This window comes from Falsiroseomonas tokyonensis (assembly GCF_019024325.1).
Classification (GTDB): domain Bacteria; phylum Pseudomonadota; class Alphaproteobacteria; order Acetobacterales; family Acetobacteraceae; genus Falsiroseomonas; species Falsiroseomonas tokyonensis.
In genome coordinates this window covers 461,496-485,166 of record NZ_JAFNJS010000004.1, presented here as the reverse complement: position 1 = coordinate 485,166, position 23,671 = coordinate 461,496, and the positions used below count along the sequence as shown (strand labels likewise).

The 23,671-nt window shown below is 71.4% G+C and carries 26 protein-coding genes and 2 riboswitches; of the genes, 14 read left to right on the top strand and 12 right to left on the bottom strand.

Annotation, left to right across the window (positions count from 1 at the left end; genetic code table 11):
• The 3 genes from J3S20_RS15950 to J3S20_RS15940 all read right to left on the bottom strand — a co-directional run bounded on the left by J3S20_RS15950 (position 1) and on the right by J3S20_RS15940 (position 2,161).
• Entirely contained in the window at positions 1 to 1,047 is a 1,047-nt protein-coding gene (locus J3S20_RS15950; RefSeq protein ID WP_216837474.1) for an extracellular solute-binding protein, read from the bottom strand.
• A 77-nt stretch (positions 1,048 to 1,124) separates the two neighbouring features.
• Positions 1,125 to 2,021, bottom strand: a complete 897-nt coding sequence (locus tag J3S20_RS15945) for a Rieske 2Fe-2S domain-containing protein (protein ID WP_216837473.1) — start codon at positions 2,019 to 2,021, stop codon at positions 1,125 to 1,127.
• Positions 2,012 to 2,161 carry a Rieske (2Fe-2S) protein gene (locus J3S20_RS15940; protein ID WP_216837472.1) on the bottom strand — a complete coding sequence of 50 codons (150 nt, stop codon included), beginning with the start codon at positions 2,159 to 2,161 and terminating at the stop codon, positions 2,012 to 2,014. The genes J3S20_RS15945 and J3S20_RS15940 overlap by 10 nt, the downstream gene beginning before the upstream one ends.
• Positions 2,162 to 2,408: 247 nt before the next feature.
• Here J3S20_RS15940 and J3S20_RS15935 point away from each other — a divergent pair, with 247 nt between their 5' ends.
• Together J3S20_RS15935 and J3S20_RS15930 are read left to right on the top strand one after the other, a co-directional pair.
• Positions 2,409 to 3,440, top strand: a complete 1,032-nt coding sequence (locus J3S20_RS15935) for an ABC transporter substrate-binding protein (RefSeq protein ID WP_216837471.1) — start codon at positions 2,409 to 2,411, stop codon at positions 3,438 to 3,440.
• A gap of 103 nt (positions 3,441 to 3,543) precedes the next feature.
• On the top strand, positions 3,544 to 3,741 hold the full coding sequence (locus tag J3S20_RS15930; protein WP_216837470.1) for a hypothetical protein: 198 nt from the start codon (positions 3,544 to 3,546) through the stop codon (positions 3,739 to 3,741).
• Positions 3,742 to 3,760: 19 nt separating this feature from the next.
• Here J3S20_RS15930 and J3S20_RS15925 read toward each other — a convergent pair whose 3' ends face one another.
• Both J3S20_RS15925 and J3S20_RS15920 read right to left on the bottom strand, forming a co-directional pair.
• Positions 3,761 to 4,177 carry a hypothetical protein gene (locus tag J3S20_RS15925; RefSeq protein WP_216837469.1) on the bottom strand — a complete coding sequence of 139 codons (417 nt, stop codon included), beginning with the start codon at positions 4,175 to 4,177 and terminating at the stop codon, positions 3,761 to 3,763.
• Between the two features lie 140 nt (positions 4,178 to 4,317).
• Positions 4,318 to 5,187, bottom strand: a complete 870-nt coding sequence (locus tag J3S20_RS15920; protein WP_216837468.1) for a diacylglycerol/lipid kinase family protein — start codon at positions 5,185 to 5,187, stop codon at positions 4,318 to 4,320.
• A gap of 274 nt (positions 5,188 to 5,461) precedes the next feature.
• Between J3S20_RS15920 and J3S20_RS15915 the strand changes: the two genes are divergently transcribed.
• From J3S20_RS15915 to lpxK, 5 genes are all read left to right on the top strand, one after another.
• Positions 5,462 to 6,286 (top strand): UDP-2,3-diacylglucosamine diphosphatase, encoded by an 825-nt coding sequence (locus tag J3S20_RS15915; RefSeq protein ID WP_216837467.1) that lies wholly within the window; start codon positions 5,462 to 5,464, stop codon positions 6,284 to 6,286.
• 181 nt (positions 6,287 to 6,467) lie between these two features.
• A complete protein-coding gene (locus J3S20_RS15910) occupies positions 6,468 to 7,517 on the top strand; it encodes a glycosyltransferase family 4 protein (RefSeq protein WP_216837466.1) in 1,050 nt (349 codons plus the stop codon).
• 94 nt (positions 7,518 to 7,611) lie between these two features.
• A complete protein-coding gene (locus J3S20_RS15905; RefSeq protein ID WP_246602855.1) occupies positions 7,612 to 8,307 on the top strand; it encodes a lysophospholipid acyltransferase family protein in 696 nt (231 codons plus the stop codon).
• Positions 8,304 to 9,635, top strand: a complete 1,332-nt coding sequence (locus J3S20_RS15900; RefSeq protein ID WP_216837464.1) for a 3-deoxy-D-manno-octulosonic acid transferase — start codon at positions 8,304 to 8,306, stop codon at positions 9,633 to 9,635. Before J3S20_RS15905 ends, J3S20_RS15900 begins: the two co-directional genes overlap by 4 nt.
• A 127-nt stretch (positions 9,636 to 9,762) precedes the next feature.
• On the top strand, positions 9,763 to 10,749 hold the full coding sequence (gene lpxK, locus J3S20_RS15895) for a tetraacyldisaccharide 4'-kinase (RefSeq protein WP_216837463.1): 987 nt from the start codon (positions 9,763 to 9,765) through the stop codon (positions 10,747 to 10,749).
• 15 nt (positions 10,750 to 10,764) lie between these two features.
• Here the strand turns inward: lpxK and J3S20_RS15890 are convergent, their stop codons facing one another.
• From J3S20_RS15890 to gcvT, 5 genes are all read right to left on the bottom strand, one after another.
• Positions 10,765 to 11,784: an alpha/beta fold hydrolase gene (locus J3S20_RS15890; protein WP_216837462.1), complete on the bottom strand. Its 1,020-nt coding sequence runs from the start codon at positions 11,782 to 11,784 to the stop codon at positions 10,765 to 10,767.
• Positions 11,785 to 11,851: 67 nt separating this feature from the next.
• Complete coding sequence (locus tag J3S20_RS15885; RefSeq protein WP_343215238.1) at positions 11,852 to 12,337, bottom strand: CinA family protein; 486 nt, start codon at positions 12,335 to 12,337, stop codon at positions 11,852 to 11,854.
• A complete protein-coding gene (gcvP, locus tag J3S20_RS15880) occupies positions 12,338 to 15,244 on the bottom strand; it encodes an aminomethyl-transferring glycine dehydrogenase (RefSeq protein WP_216837461.1) in 2,907 nt (968 codons plus the stop codon). It abuts the gene before it with no gap.
• Entirely contained in the window at positions 15,241 to 15,618 is a 378-nt protein-coding gene (gcvH, locus tag J3S20_RS15875) for a glycine cleavage system protein GcvH (RefSeq protein ID WP_216837460.1), read from the bottom strand. The genes gcvP and gcvH overlap by 4 nt, the downstream gene beginning before the upstream one ends.
• A 14-nt stretch (positions 15,619 to 15,632) precedes the next feature.
• On the bottom strand, positions 15,633 to 16,733 hold the full coding sequence (gcvT, locus tag J3S20_RS15870) for a glycine cleavage system aminomethyltransferase GcvT (protein WP_216837459.1): 1,101 nt from the start codon (positions 16,731 to 16,733) through the stop codon (positions 15,633 to 15,635).
• A gap of 47 nt (positions 16,734 to 16,780) precedes the next feature.
• Positions 16,781 to 16,889, bottom strand: a riboswitch (glycine riboswitch).
• Between the two features lie 12 nt (positions 16,890 to 16,901).
• Positions 16,902 to 17,011, bottom strand: a riboswitch (glycine riboswitch).
• 140 nt (positions 17,012 to 17,151) lie between these two features.
• Here gcvT and J3S20_RS15865 point away from each other — a divergent pair.
• The 3 genes from J3S20_RS15865 to J3S20_RS15855 all read left to right on the top strand — a co-directional run bounded on the left by J3S20_RS15865 (position 17,152) and on the right by J3S20_RS15855 (position 19,126).
• Positions 17,152 to 17,271, top strand: a complete 120-nt coding sequence (locus J3S20_RS15865) for a DUF2218 domain-containing protein (RefSeq protein ID WP_216837458.1) — start codon at positions 17,152 to 17,154, stop codon at positions 17,269 to 17,271.
• Positions 17,272 to 17,381: 110 nt separating this feature from the next.
• Complete coding sequence (locus J3S20_RS15860) at positions 17,382 to 18,557, top strand: zinc-dependent alcohol dehydrogenase (RefSeq protein ID WP_216837457.1); 1,176 nt, start codon at positions 17,382 to 17,384, stop codon at positions 18,555 to 18,557.
• Positions 18,554 to 19,126: a hypothetical protein gene (locus J3S20_RS15855; protein WP_216837456.1), complete on the top strand. Its 573-nt coding sequence runs from the start codon at positions 18,554 to 18,556 to the stop codon at positions 19,124 to 19,126. Before J3S20_RS15860 ends, J3S20_RS15855 begins: the two co-directional genes overlap by 4 nt.
• 17 nt (positions 19,127 to 19,143) lie before the next feature.
• Here J3S20_RS15855 and J3S20_RS15850 read toward each other — a convergent pair whose 3' ends face one another.
• Positions 19,144 to 19,536: a hypothetical protein gene (locus tag J3S20_RS15850; RefSeq protein WP_216837455.1), complete on the bottom strand. Its 393-nt coding sequence runs from the start codon at positions 19,534 to 19,536 to the stop codon at positions 19,144 to 19,146.
• Positions 19,537 to 19,829: 293 nt separating this feature from the next.
• Between J3S20_RS15850 and J3S20_RS15845 the strand changes: the two genes are divergently transcribed.
• The 3 genes from J3S20_RS15845 to J3S20_RS15835 are packed head-to-tail and all read left to right on the top strand — an operon-like array spanning position 19,830 to position 22,112.
• Complete coding sequence (locus tag J3S20_RS15845) at positions 19,830 to 20,612, top strand: hypothetical protein (RefSeq protein ID WP_216837454.1); 783 nt, start codon at positions 19,830 to 19,832, stop codon at positions 20,610 to 20,612.
• A complete protein-coding gene (locus J3S20_RS15840; protein WP_216837453.1) occupies positions 20,605 to 21,006 on the top strand; it encodes a phage holin family protein in 402 nt (133 codons plus the stop codon). Before J3S20_RS15845 ends, J3S20_RS15840 begins: the two co-directional genes overlap by 8 nt.
• Complete coding sequence (locus J3S20_RS15835; protein ID WP_216837452.1) at positions 21,003 to 22,112, top strand: DUF3618 domain-containing protein; 1,110 nt, start codon at positions 21,003 to 21,005, stop codon at positions 22,110 to 22,112. The genes J3S20_RS15840 and J3S20_RS15835 overlap by 4 nt, the downstream gene beginning before the upstream one ends.
• A gap of 32 nt (positions 22,113 to 22,144) precedes the next feature.
• Here J3S20_RS15835 and J3S20_RS15830 read toward each other — a convergent pair whose 3' ends face one another.
• Positions 22,145 to 22,735, bottom strand: coding sequence for a TetR/AcrR family transcriptional regulator (locus J3S20_RS15830; RefSeq protein WP_216837451.1), 591 nt, complete (start codon positions 22,733 to 22,735; stop codon positions 22,145 to 22,147).
• 148 nt (positions 22,736 to 22,883) lie between these two features.
• Between J3S20_RS15830 and J3S20_RS15825 the strand changes: the two genes are divergently transcribed.
• Positions 22,884 to 23,660 carry a class II glutamine amidotransferase gene (locus tag J3S20_RS15825; protein WP_216837450.1) on the top strand — a complete coding sequence of 259 codons (777 nt, stop codon included), beginning with the start codon at positions 22,884 to 22,886 and terminating at the stop codon, positions 23,658 to 23,660.
• Positions 23,661 to 23,671: the final 11 nt, after the last annotated feature.

The following is a 23,671-nucleotide window of genomic DNA, read 5'->3' as shown; positions in this document are numbered from 1 at the left end:
TCAGCGCGCGATCTCGCGGTTGAAGCGGTCCGTCCAGGCCGGGCGGTTCGCGTTGATCGCGTCGCGGTCGAGATTCGCCAGCTTGTCGGTGGGCGCCATGAAGGGCGCGACATCCGGCGGCAGTTGCGTCGCAGTGTTCACCGGCGCCCAGCCGATCTCGCGCGCGATGGCGGTCTGCACCTCGGGGTCCAGGTGGCGGTTCAGCACGAAGCTCGCGATATCCGCATTGCGCGACCGCTTCGCCACCGCGCCGGTCAGCAGCACATAGGGCGCGCCCTCCTCCGGCACCGCGTAGGAAACGGGGATCCCCATGGCCTTGCTGCGCATGGCGGAGGCGCCGTCATAGGGCATGATCCAGATATCGCCCGAGGCGAACAGCGTCTGCACCTCCGCCGCCGAGCGGAAGATATTGGCGCGGCCGGAGATGCGCTTCAGCGCCTCGAAGCCCGGCCCGATATTCTGCTCGCTGCCGCCGAAGGTCTTGGCCAGCATCACCAGGAAGTCGGTGCCATAGCCGTTTGTGATGTGCGGGAAGGCGATATGGCCTTCGAACTCCGGCTTGAAGAAGTCCCGATAGCTGCGCGGCGGCGTCGCGATCTTGTCCGGGCGATAGAGGATGCCCTCCGTCACCAGGCCCCAGGCGATCCACTGCCCATCGGCATCCTTCAGATTGGCGGGGACATTGGCGAAGTTGGGCGCATCCGGCAGCTTCTGCGTCAGGTCGCCGGCCTTGGCCGCCACCTGCTGGCCGCCGGAGTACATGAAGAGGTCGATCTGCGGCGCCTGCGTCTCGGCGCGCATGCGGGCGAAGGCATTGGCCGAGAGCAGCGGCGTCTGCGTGCCGCGCGCGCCGGTCTCCCGAGCGATCGGGTCATAGACCAGGCGCTGGATCAGGTCCTGGCTCGGCCCGCCGAAGGCCGTCGCCACGATCTCGCGCCCCGTGAAGCGCTGCTGCGCCCGGGCACTGGGCGCCAGCAGCGGCAGGGTGGCGGCGGTGAGTGCGGTGCGTCGCGTCAGGGGGCGGGACAGGAAGCCATCGCGGGACATGATCGGATCCTCGATCGAAGCTGATTTGTCCGGACTATGCGACCGGGCCGCGGCGCCCCGCAAGCCCGGGCGAGGCATCATTCCTCGGCGGGAAGCCGGGCCTCCCGCTCGCCATGTTCGGCTAGCAGCGCGGCCAGGCGACGCCGCATCTCGATGCCCGGCTTGTCCGCCGGCATGTGCAGCTCCGCCCCCATTTCCAGCGGCACGTCGAAGGTCGTGGTCTCCAGCACCGTGCGATCCTCCATCGTCACGGCGCGGTCGAATTCGATGACCTTGGCGGCGGGCGACTCCGCCTCGCTGTCGTTCCGATAGACCCATTGGCAGATCATGCTGTGCGCATCGTCGATCGGCGCGGCGCCGGTGCAGAGGATGTGGGTCAGGCCGCTCGGATAGTCGATGCGGCTGGTGCGGAAGAAGGGCAGGAACCAGCGGCCCTCGATGACCCGCACCGTGCGGTCGCTGTCCGATTTGATCAATTGCTTGCTGATGCCGCGGTTGGAGACCGGGGCCTCGGACCGCATGACGAAGCCCCAATCGGTATGCTCGATGGTCGAGGGTGCGGGCCTCGGATCCTCGGGGATCCCGAAGGTGGCCGCATGCACATAGGAGAAATGCGCGGTATCAAAGCTGTTCTCCATGATGCGCAGGCCGGAGACGGCCCAGGCCTCGTGGAATTCGTCGATGCGGCGGAAGGCGGGGTCCGCGGCCTCCGGGATTTCAGGGATGGGCTGCGCAGGATCCTCCAGGCACACCCAGATCCAGCCATAGCGCGCCGCGGCGTGATGCGCCCGCGCGCCGCCCTTCATGCCGCGCAGCGGGTCATGCGCCTGCGGCACCTTCACGCAGCGCCCATCGGCGCCGAAGGCCCAGCCGTGATAGCCGCAGGCCAGCGCCGGCCCTTCCGGCACCGCCTCGTCCAGGAAGCCGGTGGAGAGCTTCGCGCCGCGATGCGGGCAGCGATCGGTCAGCGCCACGGCGCGCCGCCCGGCCCACACCACAGCACGATGTCCCGGCCGAGCAGGCGGAAGGGCACCGGCTTGCCGGCTGCCAGCGCGCCCTCCGGTATCACCGGATACCAGAAGCGTCGCAACACTCTTTGGCGCGTGGCCAGCATGAGATGGTCCGTGGAACTGCCTCGCCCCCATGGCGGCTGCAGGCCCCTCGCAACGCGCGTGCCAGCCTGCTTCGAAGGCATTTCCCGCGTGATGCAGGATTTTCGCCCATCCAGCGAGCGTGCTTGCCTGCAAACTGGGCTTCGCTGGTCGCTGCAGGCCCCGTGGGCGCGGCATGCGGGTTGCTCGCATCGAAGGCCGAACAAACCGCCGCGCCGGCCCCACGGCGCGCGACAGAGAGGCCGAACGATGCATCCCACCCGTCGTACCCTGCTCGCCGCCCCCGGTGGCCTGCTTGCCCTGCCCAACCTCGCGCGCGGCCAGGCCGCGCTGACGCCCATCAAGTTCTCCCTCGACTGGGCCTTCCAGGGTCCCCAGGCGCCCTATCTGCTGGCGCTGGAGCGCGGCTATTTCCGCGAGGAAGGGCTGGATGTCAGCCTGGATCGCGGCTTCGGCGCCGGCGACGTGCCGGTGAAGGTCGCCAGCGGCGCCTATCAGTTCGGCGTCGGCGACGTCTCCGCCGTCATGCGCCTGCGCCTGACCCAGCCGGGCACGGACCTGATCTGCCCCTTCGTCCTGGCTCAGGGCAGCCCGCTTTCCGCCATCACCCTGCGCCGCACCGGCATCCGCGTGCCGAAGGACCTGGAGGGCAAGCGCCTTGCAGCGCCGGAGACGGATGGCGGCCGCCAGTTCTTCCCCGCCTTCGCCCGCGCCAACGGCATCGATGCCTCCAAGATCACCTGGATCACCGTCACCCCGCCGCTGCGGGAGCCGATGCTGGCGCGCGGCGATGCCGACGCCATCACGGGCTTCGAGACCTCCGGCGTCTTCAGCCTGCGCGCGCTGAACATCCCGCAGGCCGATATCGTGGTGATGCGCTATTCCAACTTCGGCGTGGCACTGCTCTCCACCGGGCTGCAGGTCCGGAAATCCTATGCCGAGGCCAATCCGCGCATCGTCACCGGCATGATCCGCGCCATCATCCGCGGCCATGCCGATGCCTGGAAGGACCCCGATGCCGCCATCGCCGCCCTGGTGCGGCGCGACCCGACCGCGCCGGCGGCGCTGGAGAAGGAACGGCTGATCGCCAACTTCGAATTCCTGCGCACGCCCGAGGTGCTGGCGGGTGGCTATGGCAACCTGCCGATGGAGCGGGTGCAGGCCTCCATCGAGACCATCCGCAGCGCCTTCGGCATTTCGGCCACCCTGGCGGCGGCCGATTTCTACACCTCCGCCTATCTGCCGGCAGCGGACCAGCTGCGGGTGGCCAGCGCCGGCTGATTGCGGGAGCGGGAGGTTGCGCCAGCGACCTCTCTTTCTCGTGCCTGGATCGTGGCTGAAAAAAGGCGCATACCCGAATTTCGCCATGATTGGAGGTCCAAGCATGCTCCTCGCCCTCTGCATCCTGGCCGGATCGACGGCGCTGCTCGGCATGGCCAGCGTGGCGCTGACGCTGCTTCCGGCGCTGGGGATGGGCCTGGCCGGGCTGAGTGCCGCCGCCGGCTTCGGCCTGGTGTCGCTCGCCGCGGGCGTGGGTGCGGCCGTGCTGGCGCTGGGGCAGGAGCGGATGCGCACGGGCTGAAGGCCCGGCGAACAGGAATTCAGCCGCGGCGCGCCAGCAGGGGGGCCAGGCCGGGGTCTATGTAGCGCACCTCGTGCAGCATCACCTCCGGCCCGCCGATCGTCTCCCCCATGCTGATGGTCAGGCAGAGGCTGGCGCCCATCAGTTCCAGCCGCTTATGGCCGCGCAGCGGCAGCGGAAGGCGGTTGCGGCGGCAGGCCTGCAGGATGACGGCCAGCATATCCCCGGCGGTGAAGGACCAGGCGGCGCGCTGGCCGCGGCGCTGCTTCTGCGGCACCAGCCGCGCGATCACCTCGCCCGAGGGCGCGGTCGCCATGTCCAGCCGCACCGGACCCGTGGCGGCTGGCCAGCCGGAATCGGCCAGCGTCATGGCCTCCACCAGCATGTCCAGCACCTCCTCCGGCGAGAAGAGGATGTAGCGGACTTCCTTCGGCATCGGCGGCTCAGCTGGCCCAGGGCGAGGCATGCAGGCGCCAGCCCTGGCCGCCTGCCACCCCATCCCGCCATCCGCGCCTGCCTTGCACCATCCGGGTATCATGGCGGCCGGCCTGCTGAAGGAAGCGATAATGCGGGCCTCTATGGCAGCAGGATGCGCAGCGGCGCGGGGGCATCCTCGATCCAGGCCGGCAGCCGCCCGGCCGGGTCGCCATCCGCCTGGGCGGGCACCGCGACATTGCCGAGTTCCACCCGCTGCACATGGCGGATCGTCACGCCCGGCAGCCGGGAGACGAGGCCGAGCGGCAGGGCCGCCCCTGCCAGCGCCGCGGCGGCCGGCCCGCCCTGCTGGAACAGCACCACCTGGAAGCCGGGCTCCGCTGGCCTGGCCGCCGGCGCCAGCAGGTAGCGCCCGGCATAGAGCCGGCCCTTGCTGACAATGACGCTGGCGGCCTGCAGCGGCTGCCCATCCAGGCGCAGTTCGATCGGTGGGAAGCCGTAGCGCGGCAGCTCCGCCAGCGTCTGCAGGACATAGGCGGCGCGGCCCAGCCGGCGCTTCAGCCGCAGGTCCAGCCCGGCTACCACCGCGGCGTCGAAGCCGGCGCCCAGCATCTGCACGAAAAGCCGCCGCCGGCCATCGGCGAATCGCGCCTGGCCGGGCCAGATCCGCCCAGGCCGCCCGCGCGCCAGCACCCCGGCCGCCGCTTCCGGCGCCAGGTGCAGGCCCAGCTCCCAGGCCAGCACATTGGCGGTGCCGAGCGGCAGAAGCCCGAGCGTGGCCTCGCTGCCCTCGAGCCCCGCCGCGACCTCTGCGATGGTGCCATCGCCGCCGGCGGCCACCACCACGGCCCTGCCGTGCCGGGCGGCGGCGGCGGCGATCAGGCGGGCATCGCCGGGGCCCTGGGTCTCCGCCACTTCCGGCCGCAGGCCGAGGCCGGCCAGCGCCGCCATGGCGCGGGCCAGGCGGCGGCGGCGGCCGGCGCCGGCGGTGGGATTGAAGACGATGAGCATGGCCGGGCCCTAACCCGCGCATCGTGACACGCCGTGGTCATTCCGCTGACGCGGCGGTGACAAGCGCGCGGCAGCGCCCCAGCGGGGCACAAGTCATTCAAGATTCACGTCGCAGCGCCCGATCCCGCGCTAGAGCGCGCTCGCGCAACGGAACCGCTTGCGGTGCGTTCCGGGCCGCGCAGGGAAGGGCCGGCGGGATCCTGCGCAGCGGATCGCCGGCCTCGCATCGTGCCGCGGTTCGCCGTGGCGGCGTGGAAGAAGGCGGGCAGATCGCATGGACAGCACGGCAAGCCGGTTCGACGCAGGCCTCCGGCGGCGCTACCGGACGGTCTTCCTGTCCGACCTTCATCTCGGCACGCGCGGCTGCCGCGCCGACTTCCTGGTGGATTTCCTGCGCCAGACGGAATGCGAGCAGCTCTACCTGGTGGGCGACATCGTCGATGGCTGGCGGCTGCGAAAATCCTGGTACTGGGACGCCGAGCATGACGAGGCGATCCGCCTGGTGTTGCGCATGGCGCGCAACGGCACGGAGGTCACCTATATCCCTGGCAACCACGACGAGATGTTCCGCGACTGGCTGGGGCTCGAGATCGCCGGCGTGCGGCTGGCCAAGGAAGCGGTGCATGACGCCGCCGATGGCCGCCGCTTCCTGGTGATCCATGGCGATGAATTCGACAGCGTGGTGCGCTACGCCAAGTTCCTCGCCCATCTCGGCGACTGGGCCTATGATTCCGCGCTGGTCGCCAACCGCTGGTTCAACGCGCTGCGCCGCCGCTTCGGCTATCCCTATTGGTCGCTGTCGCAATGGCTGAAGCGGCAGGTGAAGGGGGCGGTGATGGCAATCGACCGCTTCGAGACGGCGCTGGCCCAGGAAGCCCGCCGCCGTGCGTTGGACGGCGTGGTCTGCGGCCATATCCACCACGCCGAGATGCGCGAAGTGCAAGGCGTTCTCTACATGAACGATGGTGACTGGGTGGAAAGCTGCACCGCGCTGGTCGAACACCATGACGGCCGCTTCGAATTGGTGGACTGGGCGCGGGAGAACCGGCTGAGCTTCTTCCGCGGCGCTGCGCCCGCCGCCGTGCCGGAAGCGGCTTAGGCCGGCCGCGCGGGGGCGCGAGGCGCATGCGATCCGCCATCCGCTGCCACGGCACCCCTTTCACCGAAGCGTCTTCTGGGGCACCAGAAGGCCCGCGCGCCATGCATCGGGCGGCTGAGGTGAAGAGGACCCTTTGGACGACGAAGCCGTTTGGGGCATGGGCGCGCTCGAGGATTCCGAGATGACGGGCGTATCCGGCCCGCTCCGGATCCTCGTCGTCTCCGATGCCTGGACCCCGCAGGTGAATGGCGTGGTCCGCACCATGGCGACCGTGGTGGAGGAGCTGCAGCGCCTGGGCGATGTGGTGGAGGTGATCGGCCCCGATCGCTTCCGCACCGTGCCCACCCCCGGCTATGCCGAGATCCGCCTGGCCATCGCGCCGAAGCGCCGGCTGGCGCGGCTGGTCGACGATTTCCGGCCGCAGGCGGTGCATATCGCGACGGAGGGCCCGCTGGGCTGGGCCATGCGGTCCATCTGCAAGGCGCGCGGCTGGCGCTTCACCACCTCCTTCCACACCAAGTTCCCGGACTATGTGCATGCCCGCACGCGCACCCCGAAGGCCTGGTCCTGGGCGTTGATGCGGCATTTCCATGCGGCCGGGCAGGGCACGCTCTGCGCCACGCCGACACTCGCGGCGGAGCTCTCCGCGCGGGGATTCACCCATGTGGTGCCCTGGTCGCGCGGGGTGGACCTCGAACGCTTCCATCCGGACGCCGCGCATCGCGGCGAAGCCGAGGCCTGGGAAGACCTGCCGCGCCCCATCTTCCTCGTCGCCGGGCGGGTGGCGGTGGAGAAGAACCTGGAGGCCTTCCTGGCGCTGGACCTGCCGGGCAGCAAGGTGGTGGTGGGCGACGGGCCGCAGCGCGCCGCGCTGATGCGCCGCTTCCCCGAGGCGCATTTCACCGGCTGGCGGGAGAATGGCGCCCTGGCCCGGGCCTATGCGCGGGCGGATGTCTTCGTCTTCCCCTCCCGCACCGACACCTTCGGCCTGGTGCTGCTGGAATCACTCGCCAGCGGCACGCCGGTGGCGGCCTTCCCGGTGACCGGCCCGCTGGACGTGATCGCGGATCATCCGGTGGGCGCGCTGGATGCGGATCTGCGCGCCGCCTGCCTGGCCGCGTTGCAGGCGGACCGCGCCACCTGCCGGGCGCATGCCCAGAAATTCTCCTGGGCCGCCTGCGCCCTGCGGTTCCGCGACAGCCTGCTGCCCGGCCCCGCGGCCCCCGGCTGAACCGCACCCGCGGGGGGTGCATTTCCCCTCCCGCCGGGCCGTGCTACCGGCTTGCGCATGGCGTGCGTCCACCTCCGCCCCTGATGCGCAAGTGATGCGCAAGCTGATCCGGCATCCGGCGGTCCAAGGGGGCTTGGCGCGGCTGGTGGGACTCTACCTGTCGCTGGTGGTGCGGACCACGCGCTGGCAGCTGCAGGGTGCCGAGCCCGCCTTGGCCCTGGTCGCCGCCGGCCAGCCGCTGATCCTCGCCTTCTGGCATGAACGCCTGCCGCTGATGCCGGCGCTGGTCGGCCTCGCCCGGGCGCGGGAACCGGCGGCCGCGCGGGTGCGGCCGCAGGTTCTGGTCAGCCAGCACCGCGATGGCCGCTTCATCGGCGCCGCGGTGGCGCGCTTCGACATGGACATGATCTACGGCTCCTCCCGCCGCGGCGGGGCGGGGGCCATCACGGCGCTGCTGCGGGCGCTGCGAAAGGGCCAGCCGGTGGCCATCACGCCGGATGGCCCGCGCGGCCCGCGCCGCCGGGCGGCGCCGGGCGTCGGGCAGATCGCCGCCGTCTCCGGCGCGCCGGTGGTGCCGGTGGGCGCCGCCACCACCGCGCATCGGCGGCTGGGGTCCTGGGACCGCATGATGTTCCCGCTGCCCTTCGGCCGCGGCGCGGTGGTCTGCGGCCTGCCCATCACCGTGGCGCGGGACGCGGCGGAAGCCGCGCTGCCCGAGATCGAGGCGGCGCTGACCGCCGCCTGCACTGAGGCCGACCGCCTCTGCGGCCTGCCGGATGCGGGCGCATGACGCTGCCGGCGCTGGCCTGGCAGCTGCTGACCCGCCTGGCCGCGCCCCTGCTGCCCTGGCACCTGGCCCGCCGCGCCCGGCGGGGCAAGGAAATCCCGGCGCGGCTGGAGGAACGCCGTGGCGGCGGCGCGCAGCGCCCCGAAGGACGGCTGTTCTGGCTGCACGCCGCGAGCGTGGGGGAGGCGCTGTCCGCCCTGCCGGTGCTGGAGGCGCTGCTGGCGCGCGACCCGGCGCTGCACCTGCTGGTCACCACCGGCACCGTCACTGGCGCCGAATCCCTGGCCCGCCGCCTGCCGCAGGCCTTCACCGCGCCCGGCCCCGATGGCCTGCCGCGCATCGCCCACCGCTTCCTGCCGCTGGACGTGCCGGCCTTCGTCGCGCGCTTCCTGGATGGCTGGCGGCCGGATGCGGGGGCGCTGGTGGAAAGCGAGCTCTGGCCCAACCTGCTGCGCGCCGCCCGCGCCCGCAACCTGCCGATGGCGCTGGTGAATGCCCGGGTCAGCCCGCGCTCCTTCGCCCGTTGGCGCCGCCTGCCGCGCACGGTGGCCGAGCTGCTCGGCGGCTTCCGGCTGGTGCTGGCGCGGTCGGAGGCGGATCGGGCACGGCTGCTGCAATTGGGCGCTTCGAGCGCGCAGTGCTGGGGTGACCTCAAGGCCGCCGCGCCGCCGCTGCCGGCGGATCCGGCGGCGCTGGAGCGCCTGCGCGGGCTGCTCGGCGACCGGCCGGTCTTCCTTGCCGCCTCGACCCATCCGGGGGAGGAGACGCTGGCGCTGGCCGCCCATGCGCTGCTGGCCCCGGCCTGGCCGGAACTGCTGACCGTGCTGGTGCCGCGCCATCCGGACCGCGGGGCGGCGGTGGCGGAGCAGGCGGCAAAGCTGGGGCTGACGGTCGCGCGGCGCAGCGCCGGCGGGGCGCCGGGGGACGAGGTCTCGGTCTATGTGGCGGATACGCTGGGCGAGCTCGGCCTGTTCTACCGCCTGGCGGGCGTCGCCCTGGTCGGCGGCAGCCTGGTGCCGCATGGCGGGCAGAACCCGCTGGAGGCGGCACGGCTGGGCTGCCCCATCCTGCTCGGCCCGCATACCTTCAACTTCGAGGAGCCGGTGGCCCGCCTGCTGGCCGCTGGCGGGGCGCGGCTTGTGGCGGCCGAGGCCGGGGCGCTGGCGGAGCAGGTGGAGGCCATGCTATCCGATGCGGCGAGGCGCCACGCCATGGCCGCCGCTGCCGCGCAGGTGGCGGAAGGCCAGGCCAGCCTGCCGGGGATGGTGGCCGCTGCGCTGCTGGACCTGATCGACGGGGAACGGGCCCAGGGGGATTGCCCAGGGGGGTGACCGCGATCCGCAAGGGATGGGGGGCGTCCAAGCCGGCGGCCCCTGGCGACAGACCCCCGGGGCGGCAGGGCGCTTCGGCGGCGCTGCGGCACAAGGTTGTTGAACGGAACATGATGGTCGAGGCCTGATGCGAGCACCCGCCTTCTGGGCGGGCGGCGGCGGGGTGATGCCCCTGCTGCTGGCCCCCTTCTCCGCGATCTATGCGCAGGCGACCGCGCGGCGCATGGCGCAGCCCGGCTGGCAGGCTCCGGTGCCGGTGATCTGCTGCGGCAATGCGACGGCCGGCGGCGCCGGCAAGACCACCGTCGCCATGGATATCGGCCGGCGCCTGGCCGATCGCGGCGTCGCGGCGCATTTCCTGCTGCGCGGCTATGGCGGCACGGTGCGTGGCCCGATGCGGGTGGACCCCGCCAGCCATGACAGCACCATGGTGGGCGACGAGGCGCTGCTGCTGGCCGAGGTGCGCCCCACCTGGGTCTCCGCCGACCGCGCCGCCGGCGCCAAGGCCGCCGTGGCCGGCAATGCCCAGGCCATCGTCATGGATGACGGGCTGCAGAATCCGGGCCTGGCCAAGGACCTGTCGCTGCTGGTCATCGATGGCGGCTTCGGCTTCGGCAATGGCCGCATCATCCCCGCCGGCCCGCTGCGCGAACCGGTGGCCGCCGCCGCCGCCCGCTGCCAGGCCGCGGTGCTGATCGGGGAGGATGAGACCGGCGCGCTGGACCTGCTGCCCCCCGGCCTGCGCGTGCTGCACGCCCGCCTGGTGCCGGGGCCAGAGGCCGCGGTGCTGCGCGGCCAGCCGGTGTATGCCTTCTGCGGCATCGCGAACCCGCGCAAATTCTTCGCCACGCTGCAGGAGGCCGGCGCCGTTCTGGCCGGGCGCGAGGCCTTCGGCGACCACTACCAATACGATGCCGAGGAAATCCGGGACCTGCTGGCCCAGGCGGATGCCGCCCGCGCCTTGCTGGTGACCACCAAGAAGGATTTCGTCCGCATTCCGGCCCAGTTCCGGTCCCGCGTCACGGTGGTGACGGTGGGGCTGGAATGGGCCGAATCGGCGCAGATCGAAAGCCTGCTGGACCCGCTGGCCGGCCGGGTGCCGATCCCGGCCTGACCAGCCCGCCAGGGCCTATCGCCAGAGGCCCTGCGCCGCCAGCCAGTCCTGCACCGCCTGCGCCACCTGATCGCTGTTGCGGTCCATCATCACCATGTGGCTGTTGCCGGGAATGCCGCGGCTCGGCAGGTCCACATCCTCGACCTTGCCGCCGGCCGCGGTGATGGCGGCGGCGAAGCCGCGGGCATTGCGGCGGATGACGGACCAGCGCGGGTCCTGGTCCACGTAATCGCCATAGAGCAGCATCTGCGGCACATCCTTCAGCCGCGCCGCCTGCGCCGCATCGCCGATGCCGGCGGGTTCCACCAGCACCAAAGCGCGGAAAAGCTCCGGCCGGCGCTGCGCCACCTGCCAGGCCAAGGCGCCGCCCTGGCTATGGGCGATGACGACGGAAGGCCCGACCCGCTCCAGCAGCGCGATATAGGCGGCGATCACATCGTCATCCGTGCCCAGGTAGCGCGCCACCACCTGGCGCATGAAGGCCTGGTAGTGCTCGGGCTCGCTTGGGAACTGGTTGCCCGGCAGCACGCTGCGCGTGGCATAGGACCCGGCGCCGGTGCCGATGCGGAACCGCTCCCACGGATTCTGGGCCGGCAGGTGCAGCGGCGGGGCGTAGATCTCCGGCACCATGGCGGCCCCGCTGCGGCCGCGTTCCACCGCATCCGTCACATAGGTGGCCCAGCCGCGGCGCAGGAAGAACTCGTCCCAGCCCGGCCGGCCATCCGGCGTGGTTTCCCAGGTGACGCCGGTGAGATAGGCGCCGTGCCACAGCATCATCGGCGCCGCGCCACGCTGCGGCGCGGGCACCATGAAGCGGGCATACATCTGCCCCACCGTGTGCACGCCGTTCGGGTCGATCCGCAGCGGCACGCTGCCCGCCGTCGGCAGGTATTCGCGCACCGGCCGGTCCTTCAGCTCCACCAGCCGCCCGCCGACATGGAAGGAGCCGAAGCGTTCCAGCGTGATCGGCTGCGCCTGGGCGACGCTGCCCAGGCCGAGACAGGCCGCGACCAGCGCGGTACCCCATTTGGTCATGACATTTCCCCCGGCCGGCTGCCGGGCCGGCATGGGAAACATCCTAGGATGCAGGACGGCGTCCCGCCTATGCCCCGGCGAGCGACTTTTCGAACACGTCTAGCAGCGCCATGGCGAAGGCCTGCATATTGGCCGCCCGGTCGCCATGGCCGGTTTCCAGCGTCACCACCACCTCCGCCGGGCCGGAGACCGCCAGGCAGCTATGCCCCGCCGCATCCCCGTAGCGATTGCCGGAAGGCCCGGCCGCGCCGGTTTCCGCAATGCCCCAGCTGGTGCCGAAGCGCGACCGCAGGCTGCGCGCCAGCAGCAGGGCATAGGGTTCCGAGGAGGAGCGCAGCCCCGCCATATCGGCAGTGGTGATCCCCAAAAACTGTTCCCGCGCCGTGGCGGTGTAGACCACCGCCCCGCCGAGGAAATAGGCGCTGGCCCCTGGCACCGCGAGCAGGCTGGCCGAGACCAGCCCGCCGGCCGAGCTTTCGGCCACCGCCACCGTCTCGCGCCGCGCCTTCAACAGCGCGCCGACCGCCTCGCCCTTAGCTAAGAGCGCCTCCACCTATTCCGCCGCCTGGGCGTAAGCTTCCAGCGGCGCGCAGGTGCAGACCAGGTTGCGGTCGCCATGCACATTGTCCACCCGCTTCACCGGCGGCCAGTATTTCTGGCGCGCGACGTAAGGCAGCGGGAAGGCCGCCTCCTCCCGCGTATAGGGGTGCGACCAGTCGCTGGCCATGACCTCGGCCGCCGTGTGCGGGGCGTTCTTCAGCGGGTTGTCGGCGCGGTCCATGCGGCCCTGCTCGATGGCGCGGATTTCGCCGCGGATCGAGACCATGGCGGCGATGAAGCGATCCAGCTCGCCCATCGTCTCCGACTCGGTCGGCTCCACCATCAACGTGCCGGTCACCGGCCAGGACATGGTCGGCGCGTGGAAGCCGTAATCCTGCAGGCGCTTGGCGATGTCCTCCACCGAGGCGCCGCCATTCTGCTGGAAGCCGCGGCAATCCAGGATGCATTCGTGGGCCACCATCCCCTGGCGCCCGCGATACAGCACCGGGAAGTGCTCGCCCAATTTCACGGCCATGTAGTTGGCGTTGAGGATCGCCACCTGCGTGGCGCGCTTCAGGCCGTCCGGCCCCATCATGCGGATATAGGCATAGGAGATCGGCAGGATGGAGGCGCTGCCGAAGGGCGCGGCGGCCACCGGCCCGTGGCTGGTCGCCTGCGGGCCCGCTTCCGCCAGCATCGGATGCGCCGGCAGATAGGGTGCCAGATGCGCCGCGACGCCGATCGGCCCCACGCCCGGACCGCCGCCGCCATGCGGGATGCAGAAGGTCTTGTGCAGGTTCAGGTGGCACACATCCGCGCCGATCGCGGCCGGGCTGGTGAGCCCGACCTGCGCGTTCATGTTCGCACCGTCCATATAGACTTGGCCGCCCTTGGCATGGATGAGGGCGCAGATCTCGCGGATGGCCTCCTCGAAGACGCCATGGGTGGAGGGGTAGGTCACCATCAGCGCGGCGAGGCGATCCGCATGCTGCTCCGCCTTGGCGCGCAGATCGTCCAGATCCACGTTGCCATCGCGGTCGCAGCCCACCACCACCACCTTCATGCCGGCCATCACGGCGGAAGCCGGGTTGGTGCCATGGGCGCTGCTCGGGATCAGGCAGATGTCGCGATGCAGGTCGCCCCGTGCGCGATGCCAGCCGCGGATCGCCAGCAGCCCGGCATATTCGCCGGCGCTGCCCGCATTCGGCTGCAGCGATATGGCGGCGAAGCCGGTGACGGCGCAGAGCCAGGATTCAAGGCGACGGATCATCTCGATATAGCCGGTCGCCTGGTCCACCGGCGCGAAGGGGTGGATGTTCCCGAAACCCGGGAAGGTCACAGGGATCATCTCGGCCGTCGCATTCAGCTTCATCGTGCAGGAGCCCAGCGGGATCATGCTGCGGTTCAGCGCGACGTCCTTGTCCTCCAGCTTCTTCAGGTAGCGCAGCATCGCGTGTTCCGCGTGATGGCTACGGAAGACCTCGGCCGTCAGGAAGGCGCTGGCGCGGGTGAGGGAGGCGGGGATGCCCCCCTCGGGGTCGATGCCATCGATCTGCGGCGCAGCCTGGCCGGCGGCCTCCGCGATCGCATCCAGCAGTGCCAGCAGGTCCTGCCGCGTCACCGTCTCATCGAGCGCGATGCCAACGCCGCCGCCCTCATGGCGCGCCAGGTTGAAGCCGCGCTTCAGGGCGCCGGCGATCAGCGCCTCCTGCTTGCCGCCTGCCTCGATGCAGATGGTGTCGAAGATATCGCGATGGCGCAGCGCGAAGCCGGCGCGCTTCGCCGCCCCCGCCAGCAGCCGCGCCTGCAAGGCGACGCGTTGCGCGATGCGGGTCAGGCCTTCCGGCCCGTGCCAGACGGCGTACATGCTGGCCATGACCGCCAGCAGCACCTGCGCGGTGCAGATATTGCTCGTCGCCTTCTCGCGCCGGATGTGCTGCTCGCGCGTCTGCAGCGCGAGCCGCATGGCGGGCTGGCCCGCGGCATCGAGCGAGACGCCCACGAGGCGCCCCGGCATCAGCCGCTTATGCGCATCCTTCACCGCCATATAGCCGGCATGCGGCCCGCCATAGCCCATCGGCACGCCAAAACGCTGGGTGGAGCCGACGACGACATCGGCGCCCATCTCGCCCGGCGGCTTCAGCAGCACCAGCGACAGCGGATCGGCGGCGACGATCGCGAGACCGCCGGCGCCATGCACCGCCGCGATCTCGCGCGTCAGGTCGCGCACCTCGCCCGTCGTGCCGGGGTATTGCAGCAGTAGCGCGAAGGGCTTTTCCGCGTTGCATGTCGCCACGATCTCAGAAGGCTTCGCGATCAGCACGCGAAAACCCAGCGGCTCCGCCCGGCCCGCCACTACGGCGCGGGTCTGCGGATGCACATCCGATGCGATCACCAGCGTATCGGACTTGCCGCGCGTCGCGGCATGCGCGAGCGCCATCGCCTCGGCCGCCGCCGTCGCCTCATCCAGCAGCGAGGCATTCGCCACCGGCAGGCCGGCGAGGTCCGTCACCATGGTCTGGAAGTTCAGCAGCGCCTCGAGCCGCCCCTGGGCGAGCTCCGCCTGGTAGGGTGTATAGGCCGTGTACCAGCCGGGATTTTCCAGCACGTTGCGCAAAATCACGGGCGGCGTCAGCGTGCCGTGATAGCCGATGCCGATCAGCGACTTGATATCGGCGCGGTTCTTGCCGGCGAGCGCGCGCAGCTCCGCGATCGCCTCGGCCTCGGTCGCCGCGGGCGGCAGGGGCAGGGGGGCGTTGCTGCGGATATCGGCGGGCACGGTGCGCTCGGCGAGCGTCTCCAGGCTCTCGGCGCCGACCACCTTCAGCATGGCGGCGATCTCGGACTCCGAAGGCCCGATATGGCGGCGGGCGAATTCGCCCTTGTCCTCCAGGGCGCTGAGCTGGGCGATGGCGTTCATGCGAGCTCGTCCACGAAGGCGGCGTAGGCGGCCTCGTCCATCAGCGCGGCGACGGCGGCGGCATCCACGCCGCCGATCTTGAAGAACCAGCCCTCGCCGGTCGGCGCGCTGTTGATCAGCGCGGGATTCTCGACCAGCGCGGCATTGGTCTCCACCACCTTGCCGGCGACGGGCGCATAGACGTCGGAGGCGGCCTTCACGCTTTCCACCACGGCGCAGGCCTCGCCTTCGGCGACTTCGCGGCCCGCTTCGGGCAGGTCGACGAAGACCACGTCGCCGAGCGCGTTCTGGGCATGGTCGGTGATGCCGATGGTGGCGACATCGCCTTCCAGCCGGATCCACTCATGGTCTTTGGTGAAGCGCAGTTCGGCCATTGTCGGGAACCTTCTCAGCGAGCGTAGCGGTGGGGGGCGAAGGGCAGGGGGGCGACGCGGCCGGGCAGGGCCTTACCGCGCACCAGAAGTTCGAGGGCGGTGCCATCGGCCGCCGCGCCGCGCGCGACATAGCCCATGGCGATGGGTGCATTGACGGAGGGGCCGAAGCCGCCAGAGGTGATTTCGCCGACCACCTCGCCCGCAACCTGCACCGGCGTATGGCCGCGCGCGGGCTGGCGCCCCTCCGGCTGGATGCCGACGCGCAGGCGCTTCGGCCCGTTGTCCAGCTCCTCGCGGCAGCGCTCCGCGCCGCGGAAATCCCAGGCGGTTCGGCGGCGCTTGCCCATGGTCCAGACCAGGTTGGCTTCCACCGGGCTGGTCGTCTCGTCCAGGTCGTTGCCGTAGAGGCAGAGCCCGGCCTCCAGCCGCAGCGAATCGCGGGCGCCCAGGCCCGCCGGCATCACGCCCGGCAGTGCCAGCAGCGCCTTGGCCACGGCTTCGGCCTGCTCGGCCGGGATGGAGATCTCCACCCCATCCTCCCCGGTATAGCCGCTGCGGCTGACCAGGCAGGCCACGCCGGCGATCTCATGCTCGGCAAAATCCATGAACTTCATGGAGGCCACGCCCGGCGCCAGGGTTGCCAGCGCCGGCACGGCGCCTGGCCCCTGCAGCGCGATCAGCGCCCGGTCCGGCAGCGGCCGCAACTTGACGCCGGCCGGCAGCACCGCCTCGATGGCGGGGATATCCAAATGCTTGCGGGAGGCGTTGAGCACCAGGAACAGCCGGTCGCCGCGATTGGCCACCATGAAGTCGTCCAGGATGCCGCCCGTCTCGGTCATCAGCACGCCGTAGCGCTGCCGGCCGGGCTTCAGGATCTGCACATCGGCGGGCGTCAGCTGTTCCAGGGCCGCCGCAGCGCCTTCGCCGATCAGTTCGGCCTGACCCATATGGGAGACGTCGAACAGCCCGGCCGCAGCGCGGGTATGCAGGTGCTCCGCCATGATGCCGGCCGGGTACTGCACCGGCATCGCATAGCCGGCGAAGGGCACCATGCGCCCGCCAAGCTCCCGATGCAGCGACGCGAGCGGGGTCTCCAACAGTTCGGTATCGGCCACGGTGCCCCCAAAGGCTTCCCATCGCCGGAATGGCGCCGGGTGTTCCGTGACCCCCCTCTGTCCGGTGACCTGAGAGATTCGGCCTGCCTCCCGGCGCAGCCTTACTCCGTCGGTGCCGCCCCCCGTTCGAGGGGCGAGCTTTCCAGAGTCCCGCCGGGCCCTTCGGCCCCTGCCCGCGCGGCCCTTCTGCCTGAGCGTTTCCGGGGGCCGGTTGCGCCTTCGGCGGTGGTTTCGGTGGCCCTTGCAGGCGCCTCGCCACTCTCTCCCGCGCGGTCCACGGGAGCGGCGGGTATGCCCGAGCCGGGGGCGACGCGCAACGGCACATTGGGGGGGCAGGGCGCGCGGCCGCTTTCCTGCCGCGGGCAGGGGCGGAACAGCCCGTCAGCATCAGCGGCATGGGCGGGGGGGCGAGTCGAAGATGAAGGAAAATACGGCCGCCGATGCCGCAAAGCTGGCGCAGCTGCAGGATGTGGTGGCGCGCCACCTGCTGCGCTTCGCCTTCCGTGAGGAGATGCAGGTCGCCTGGCACCCCGCCTGACCCGACCGCACGGCGCCCGAAGCGCCGAATGGCGGCAGCGTGACCGACCGGCCGGCAAACCGGTGGCAGGCCCGCGGCATTGAGGCCCCGACGGAATAGGGGAGTGGCCCATGCGTGCGCTGGTCTGGCACGGCAAGGAAGATATACGCTGCGACACGGTGAGCGATCCCACCATCGAGGATCCGCGCGACGCCATCATCAAGGTCACGGCCTGCGCCATCTGCGGCTCCGACCTGCACCTGTTCCACAACCTGATCCCCGCCATGAAGCCCGGCGACATCATGGGCCATGAGACGATGGGCGAGGTGGTGGAGGTCGGCTCCGCGGCCCAGGGCGCGCTGAAGAAGGGCGACCGCATCGTGGTGCCCTTCACCATCAACTGCGGCAGCTGCGAGCAGTGCCGGCGGGGCAATTTTTCGGTCTGCGAAACCACAAACCGGAACAAGGAGATGGCCGACAAGGTCTTCGGCCATGCCGGCGCCGGCCTTTTCGGCTATAGCGCGCTGACCGGCGCCTATCCCGGCGGCCAGGCGGAATATCTCCGCGTGCCCTTCGCCGACCAGACCCACATCAAGGTGCCGGACGGGCTGACGGATGAGCAGGTGCTGTTCCTGTCCGACATCCTGCCCACCGGCTGGCAGGCCGCCGTCGCCTGCGACATCGAGCCGGAGGACACCGTCGCGATCTGGGGCTGCGGCCCCGTCGGCCAGATGGCCATCCGCAGCGCCGTGCTGCTGGGCGCGAAGCAGGTGATCGCCATCGACCGCTTGCCGGAACGTCTCGGCATGGCGGCCGCCGGCGGCGCCATCACGCTGAACTTCGAGGAAGACAATGTCATCGAGCGGCTGAACGAGCTGACCGGCGGCAAGGGGCCGCAGAAATGCATCGATGCCGTGGGCCTCGAAAGCCATGTCAGCCTGGCGCAGCCGGATACGCTGCTGGATCGCGCCAAGCAGGTGGTGATGCTGGAGAATGACCGGCCGCATGTGCTGCGGGAGATGATCTATGTCTGCCGCCCGGCCGGCATCCTCTCCATCCCCGGCGTCTATTCGGGGCTGATCGACAAGGTCCCGATGGGGCTGATCATGAACAAGGGCCTCACCATCCGCACCGGCCAGACCCATGTGAAGCGCTGGACCGACGACCTGCTGCGGCGGATCCAGGAAGGGCAGATCGATCCCTCCTTCGTCATCACGCACAGTGTCGGGCTGCAGGACGGGCCGGAGATGTACAACGTGTTCCGCAACAAGCAGGACGGCTGCATCAAGGTGGTGTTGAAGCCATGAATCTTCGCGCGAATAGCGCCCGCATGAAGGGCGATCCTCGTATCCTGCGCAGCGGTCGCGGCTCGCTCGGCGCGGCGGACAGGCTGGGCCGCGCGCTCGGCTGGTTCAGCATCGGCCTCGGCCTGGTGCAGCTGCTGGCGCCGCGGCAGATGACGCGCAGCCTGGGCATGCAGGGGCAGGAAGGGCTGGTGCGGGCCTATGGCGCGAGAGAGGTCGCCAGCGGCGTGCTCTCGCTTTCGGTCGATCGCTCCATGGGCCTGCAATCGCGCCTGCTGGGCGATGCGGCGGATGTGGCGATGCTGCTGGCGGCGCTGCGGCGCGACAATCCGAAGCGGGACAATGTCATGCTGGCGCTCGCCATGGTGGCCGGCGTCACCGTGCTGGATGTGGTGGCCAGCCAGGCCCTGAAGGCGCGCCACGGGCGCGAAAGGGCGCAGCCTGTGCCGCGCAGCGTCACGCCTCATCGCGGCGACCGCAGCGGCTTCCCGCAGGGCCTGGCCCGGGCGCGTGGCGCGGCGCGCGACTTCGTCGTGCCGCCGGATTTCCGGTCCTCGCCCCGCCCGGTGTGACGGCTGGCCGGCCGCTGCTATTGCAGCGCCGGCCCCTCCTCCTCCTCCTCCTCCTCGATCCAGGCGCCGGCAGGCGCCTCCACCTCCGGCGTCGGGTTCTCGGCGAGGATCGCGGCCGTCTCGTCGTCGAAGGCGGCGACCACCTCGCTGCCCTCGGCGGGTTCCGCCAGGCCGAGCGCCGCCACCGTGGCCGCGACCACGCGGGCGGCGAGTGCGGCGGTGCGTTCGTCGCGGCATTCCACCACCACCTCCGCATCCTCCCCGCCATCCTGGACCAGCTCGACCAGGAAGAAATGCGCGCCGGCACGTTCGGCGCTTTCCCACATGCCCTCCGCCGTGCGGCGCATCGGCGTGACCGCCACGCTGAGTGCGGCATCGGTCTTCGGCGCGCGGCTGCTGTCTTCCGACATGGTCCCCCTCCTTTCGGTATCCGGGTGCAGAACGCGAAGCGGCCGGGGTGGTGCCGAATGCGCGGCCTGATTTCCGCGCTGAACCGCCGCGGTGCCAAACGCCTTGGTACATCAACATCTTGTGCAAAGACCTGGCGAGCCGGCCTTGCGGCACGGGGCAGGCGAAAAAGCGCCCTGAAGCTGCGCAAGCGCAAGGAACGCCGGGCCTCCACCCCTGTTGGCATGACAGCGGTCCGAGGTCGACGGCGCGGCATGGCCCGCCCGTCAGCCTCGATGACAGGGGAGGTGCGCAGATGAGTGACATGAGACAGAGTGGTTTTCCGGATCGCGATCCACCGCGGGGCCCGCAGCCCGATCCGCTGCGCCAGGCGTCCGCGGATGGCCGCGCGGCGTTGGAGCAGGCCAAGGCCGGCGCCAGCGAGGCGGCCGACAGCGTGAGGCGCGAGGCCAGCGGCATCGCCGAGGAGCTGAAGGCGGAAGGCGCCGGGGTGCTCGATGCCGCGCGGCAGCGCGCCATGGGCTTCGCCGAGGCGCAGAAGCAGGCGGGCGCTGAGCAGGCCGAGGGATTCGCGGAAGCGGTGCATGGCGCGGCCGACCAGCTGGGCGAGCAGTCGCCGGTGATGGCGCGCTATGTGCACGAGGCCGCCTCGGCGATCGAGGATATGGGCCGCACGCTGCGCGAGAGCAGCCCGGCCGATCTGCTGGGCCGGGTCGAGGACCTCGCCCGCCGCCAGCCCGTCGCCTTCTTTGGCGCCGCCGTGCTGGCCGGCTTCGGCCTGGCGCGCTTCGCCAAGAGCTCGGCGGAAGCCGCCCGCAGCCGCGGGCACGGCCAGTCCTGGCAGGGCCGCAGCGGTGGCGCGCCGATGGGTGGTGCGGTTTCGCCAAGCGCGGCCGCGCAGGCGCCGGGCTGGATGCCGCCGGAAGCGGCCAGCACGCAGGATACAGGCATGGCCGGCACCGGCGCCAAGCCGGCGACGCTCGCCGCCGCCTCGCTCGGCGGTGCGGCGGCCTGGCCGGGTGGCAGCGCCTCCGGCCTGCCGCAGCGTCCGGTGGCGGGGGGAGGCGATCATGTCTGATCCCTACCGCACCACCGACCGGTCCCTGCCGGAGCTTTTCGGCGTCGCGATCGACCAGATCTCGACGCTGTTCCGCCAGGAGGTGCAGCTGGCACGCGCGGAGGTGGGGGAGAAGATCTCCCAGACCACGGGTGCCATCACGCCACTCGGCGCCGGTGCCGGGATGCTGCTGGGCGCGCTGATCCTGCTGCTTTTCGCGCTGGTCTCGCTGCTGGTGCAACTCGGCGTGCCGATCGGCTGGTCCCAGCTGATCGTCGGCCTTGTCGCGGCGCTGCTCGGCTATGCGCTGATCCGCGGCGGCGTCTCCAAGTTGAACACCACAAGCCTGATGCCCCATCGCACGGCGGAACAGCTGTCGCGCGATGCCCAGGTGGCCAAGGAGCAGGTACGATGAGCGGCACGACGGACACCGGCCATCGCGGCAGCGCGGAGATCGAGCATGAGGTGGAGGCGACGCGCGCCGGCCTGACGCAGACGCTGGAGGAGCTGCGCGAGCGTGCCTCCCCCGGCCAGCTCTTCGAGCAGGCGCTGGACTATGCCCGCACCTCCGGCGGCGCGGAATTCACGCGCAACCTGGGCACCGCGGTGCGCGACAATCCGTTGCCGCTGCTGCTGATCGGCGCCGGGATCGGCTGGCTGATGCTCGGCAAGGCGCCCTCCACAGCGCCGCGCCGCAATGGCGCCTATGCGCCGCCCCTGAGCCCTGCCTATCCCGGCCAGGACGACTATCGGCATGGGGACTATCGCCATGAGGACTCTGGCCCCGGCCTGCTGAGCCAGGCTGCGGAGGCCGTGGGCGATGCGGCGGGCGCGGTGCGGGACGGTGTGACGGGCGCGGCCCGCAGCGCCGCCGATGCGGCGGGCTCCGCCTATCGCAGCGTGGCGGGTGCCGTCGGCTCCGCCGGCGAGTCCGTCGGCCAGGCGGCGCGCGACATGCGCGGCCGCAGCGGGCAGGCGGCGCATGTGGCCTCCGGCTATGCTGGCCCGATGCGGAACGGCGCAGCCGATTATGCCGATCGTGCCTCGGGCTATGCCGACGCGGCGCAGCATCGCATGGGCGAATGGGCGGATGAGGCGCAGCACAGCATGGGCGCACTGCTGCGTGACCAGCCGCTGGTGCTCGGCGCGCTGGGCGTCGCACTCGGCGCCGCGGTGGGCGCGATGCTGCCGCGCACGGAAACCGAGGACCGGCTGATGGGCGAAACCCGCGACGACCTGGCCCAGCAGGCGGCTGGGATGGCGCAGCAGGGCTATGAGCGGGCGCGGGACAGCATCGGCGGCCATGCCGAGCAGGCGCGCGGCACGGCGTCCGAAGGGCTGTCGACGCTGGCCGGGCAGGCGCGGGAAGCGGTGGTCGGCGCCGCCCACAACCTGGCCGAACAGGCGAAGGAGGCGCTGGCGGAGAAGCCGGATGCCGAGCCCGCCAAGCCGGGGACCGGTCCCCAGACCGGCCCCCAGACGGGCGCCCAGACGGGCGCCCGCCCGTCCGGCCTGGGCTGACGGGGATAGCGCGCCATCCGGCGGATGGCGCGCTATCTTGAAGGCGGCTCGTCCAGCAGGCTGAGGCCCTGGCGCAGCGCGCCTTCCATCACCGCCCGGTCCGGCCGCCCGCGGGCCAGCACCCGCAGGCCGAGCAGCAAGGTCATCAGCAGCCGCGCCAGGTCCGCGGCATCGCGCCCGGCCGCGATGCTGCCCTCGGCCTGGCCGGCCTGCACCCGGCGGCGGAAGAAGCCCTCCAGCTCCTCCAGCCGCGCGGCGACCACGGCGCCCAGGCCGCGGTCATGCGGCGCCACCTCCAGCGCGGTATTCACCAGCAGGCAGCCGAGGCGGTCGCGCAGGGACCGCGCGACAATCTCCCGCAGCAGCGATTCGATGGCCTGGCGCGGCGGCTGCGTCGCCTCCAGCCGGGCGATGCGCTCCCGCATCCCGCCGTCCAGGTAGCGGTCCAGGCAGCGGGCGAACAGGCTGCGCTTGTCGCCGAAGGCATTGTAGAAGCTGGCCTGGCCCATTCCCATCACCTGGCCCAGGTCGCGCACGCTGGTGCCGGCATAGCCGTGCCGCCAGAAGTGGCGCATCGCCGCGTCGAGCACGGCATCCTCGTCGAAGCTGCGGGGGCGGGACATCGGGGGCGGGAAGCCTCGCGGCCAAGGCGGCACAGGATAGGGCTGCGGCGGCCGGGTCGCAAATCGCCCGGGCGGCAAGGGTCCCTTATTGTCCTGGGCGCAGCATGGTCGCAACCTTGGCCGTTGCCACCCTCCGGACCCTGCCCCGATGTGCCGCTTCCTCGCCTATCTCGGCGAACCCATCTTCCTCTCCGACCTCGTCTGCGCCCCGGCGCATTCGCTCATCCACCAGTCCATGCATGCCGATGAGGGCAAGACGCCCACCAATGGCGACGGCTTCGGCCTGGGCTGGTACGGGGAGCGGGAGGAGCCGGGCCTGTACCGGGAAATCCGCCCCGCCTGGTCGGATGAGAACCTGCGCTCGCTCTGCGCCCAGGTGCGCTCGCGCCTTTTCTTCGCCCATGTCCGCGCCTCCACCGGCACTTCCACCACGCGGGCCAATTGCCATCCCTTCGGCCTCGGCCGGCAGCTGTTCATGCATAACGGGCAGGTCGGCGATTATGCGCGGATCAAGCGGCGGATGGAGGCGCTGATCCCGGACCGGCTCTACGAACACCGCCTCGGCACCGGCGATACGGAGGCGATCTTCCTGGCCGCGATGGCGGATGGGCTGGCGGAGGATCCGATCGGCGCGCTGTCGCGCACCCTGGCGCGGGTGCAGGCGCTGATGGAGGAGGCCGGCAGCAGCCAGGCGCTGCGCTTCGCCGCCGCGCATAGCGACGGCACCCGGCTGACCTGCTTCCGCTGGTCCTCGGACGGCCGCCCGCCCTCGCTGTATTGGCGTCGCGTCGGCGGAAATGTGCTGGTGGTGTCGGAACCGGTGGATGAACGCAATGCCGGCTGGCTGCCGATCGCGGCCAATCACGCGCTGGTGGCGCGGCCGGGGGAGGAGGTGCAGGTGATGCCCTTCGCGGTCGCGGCGTGATCCCCGTCTTG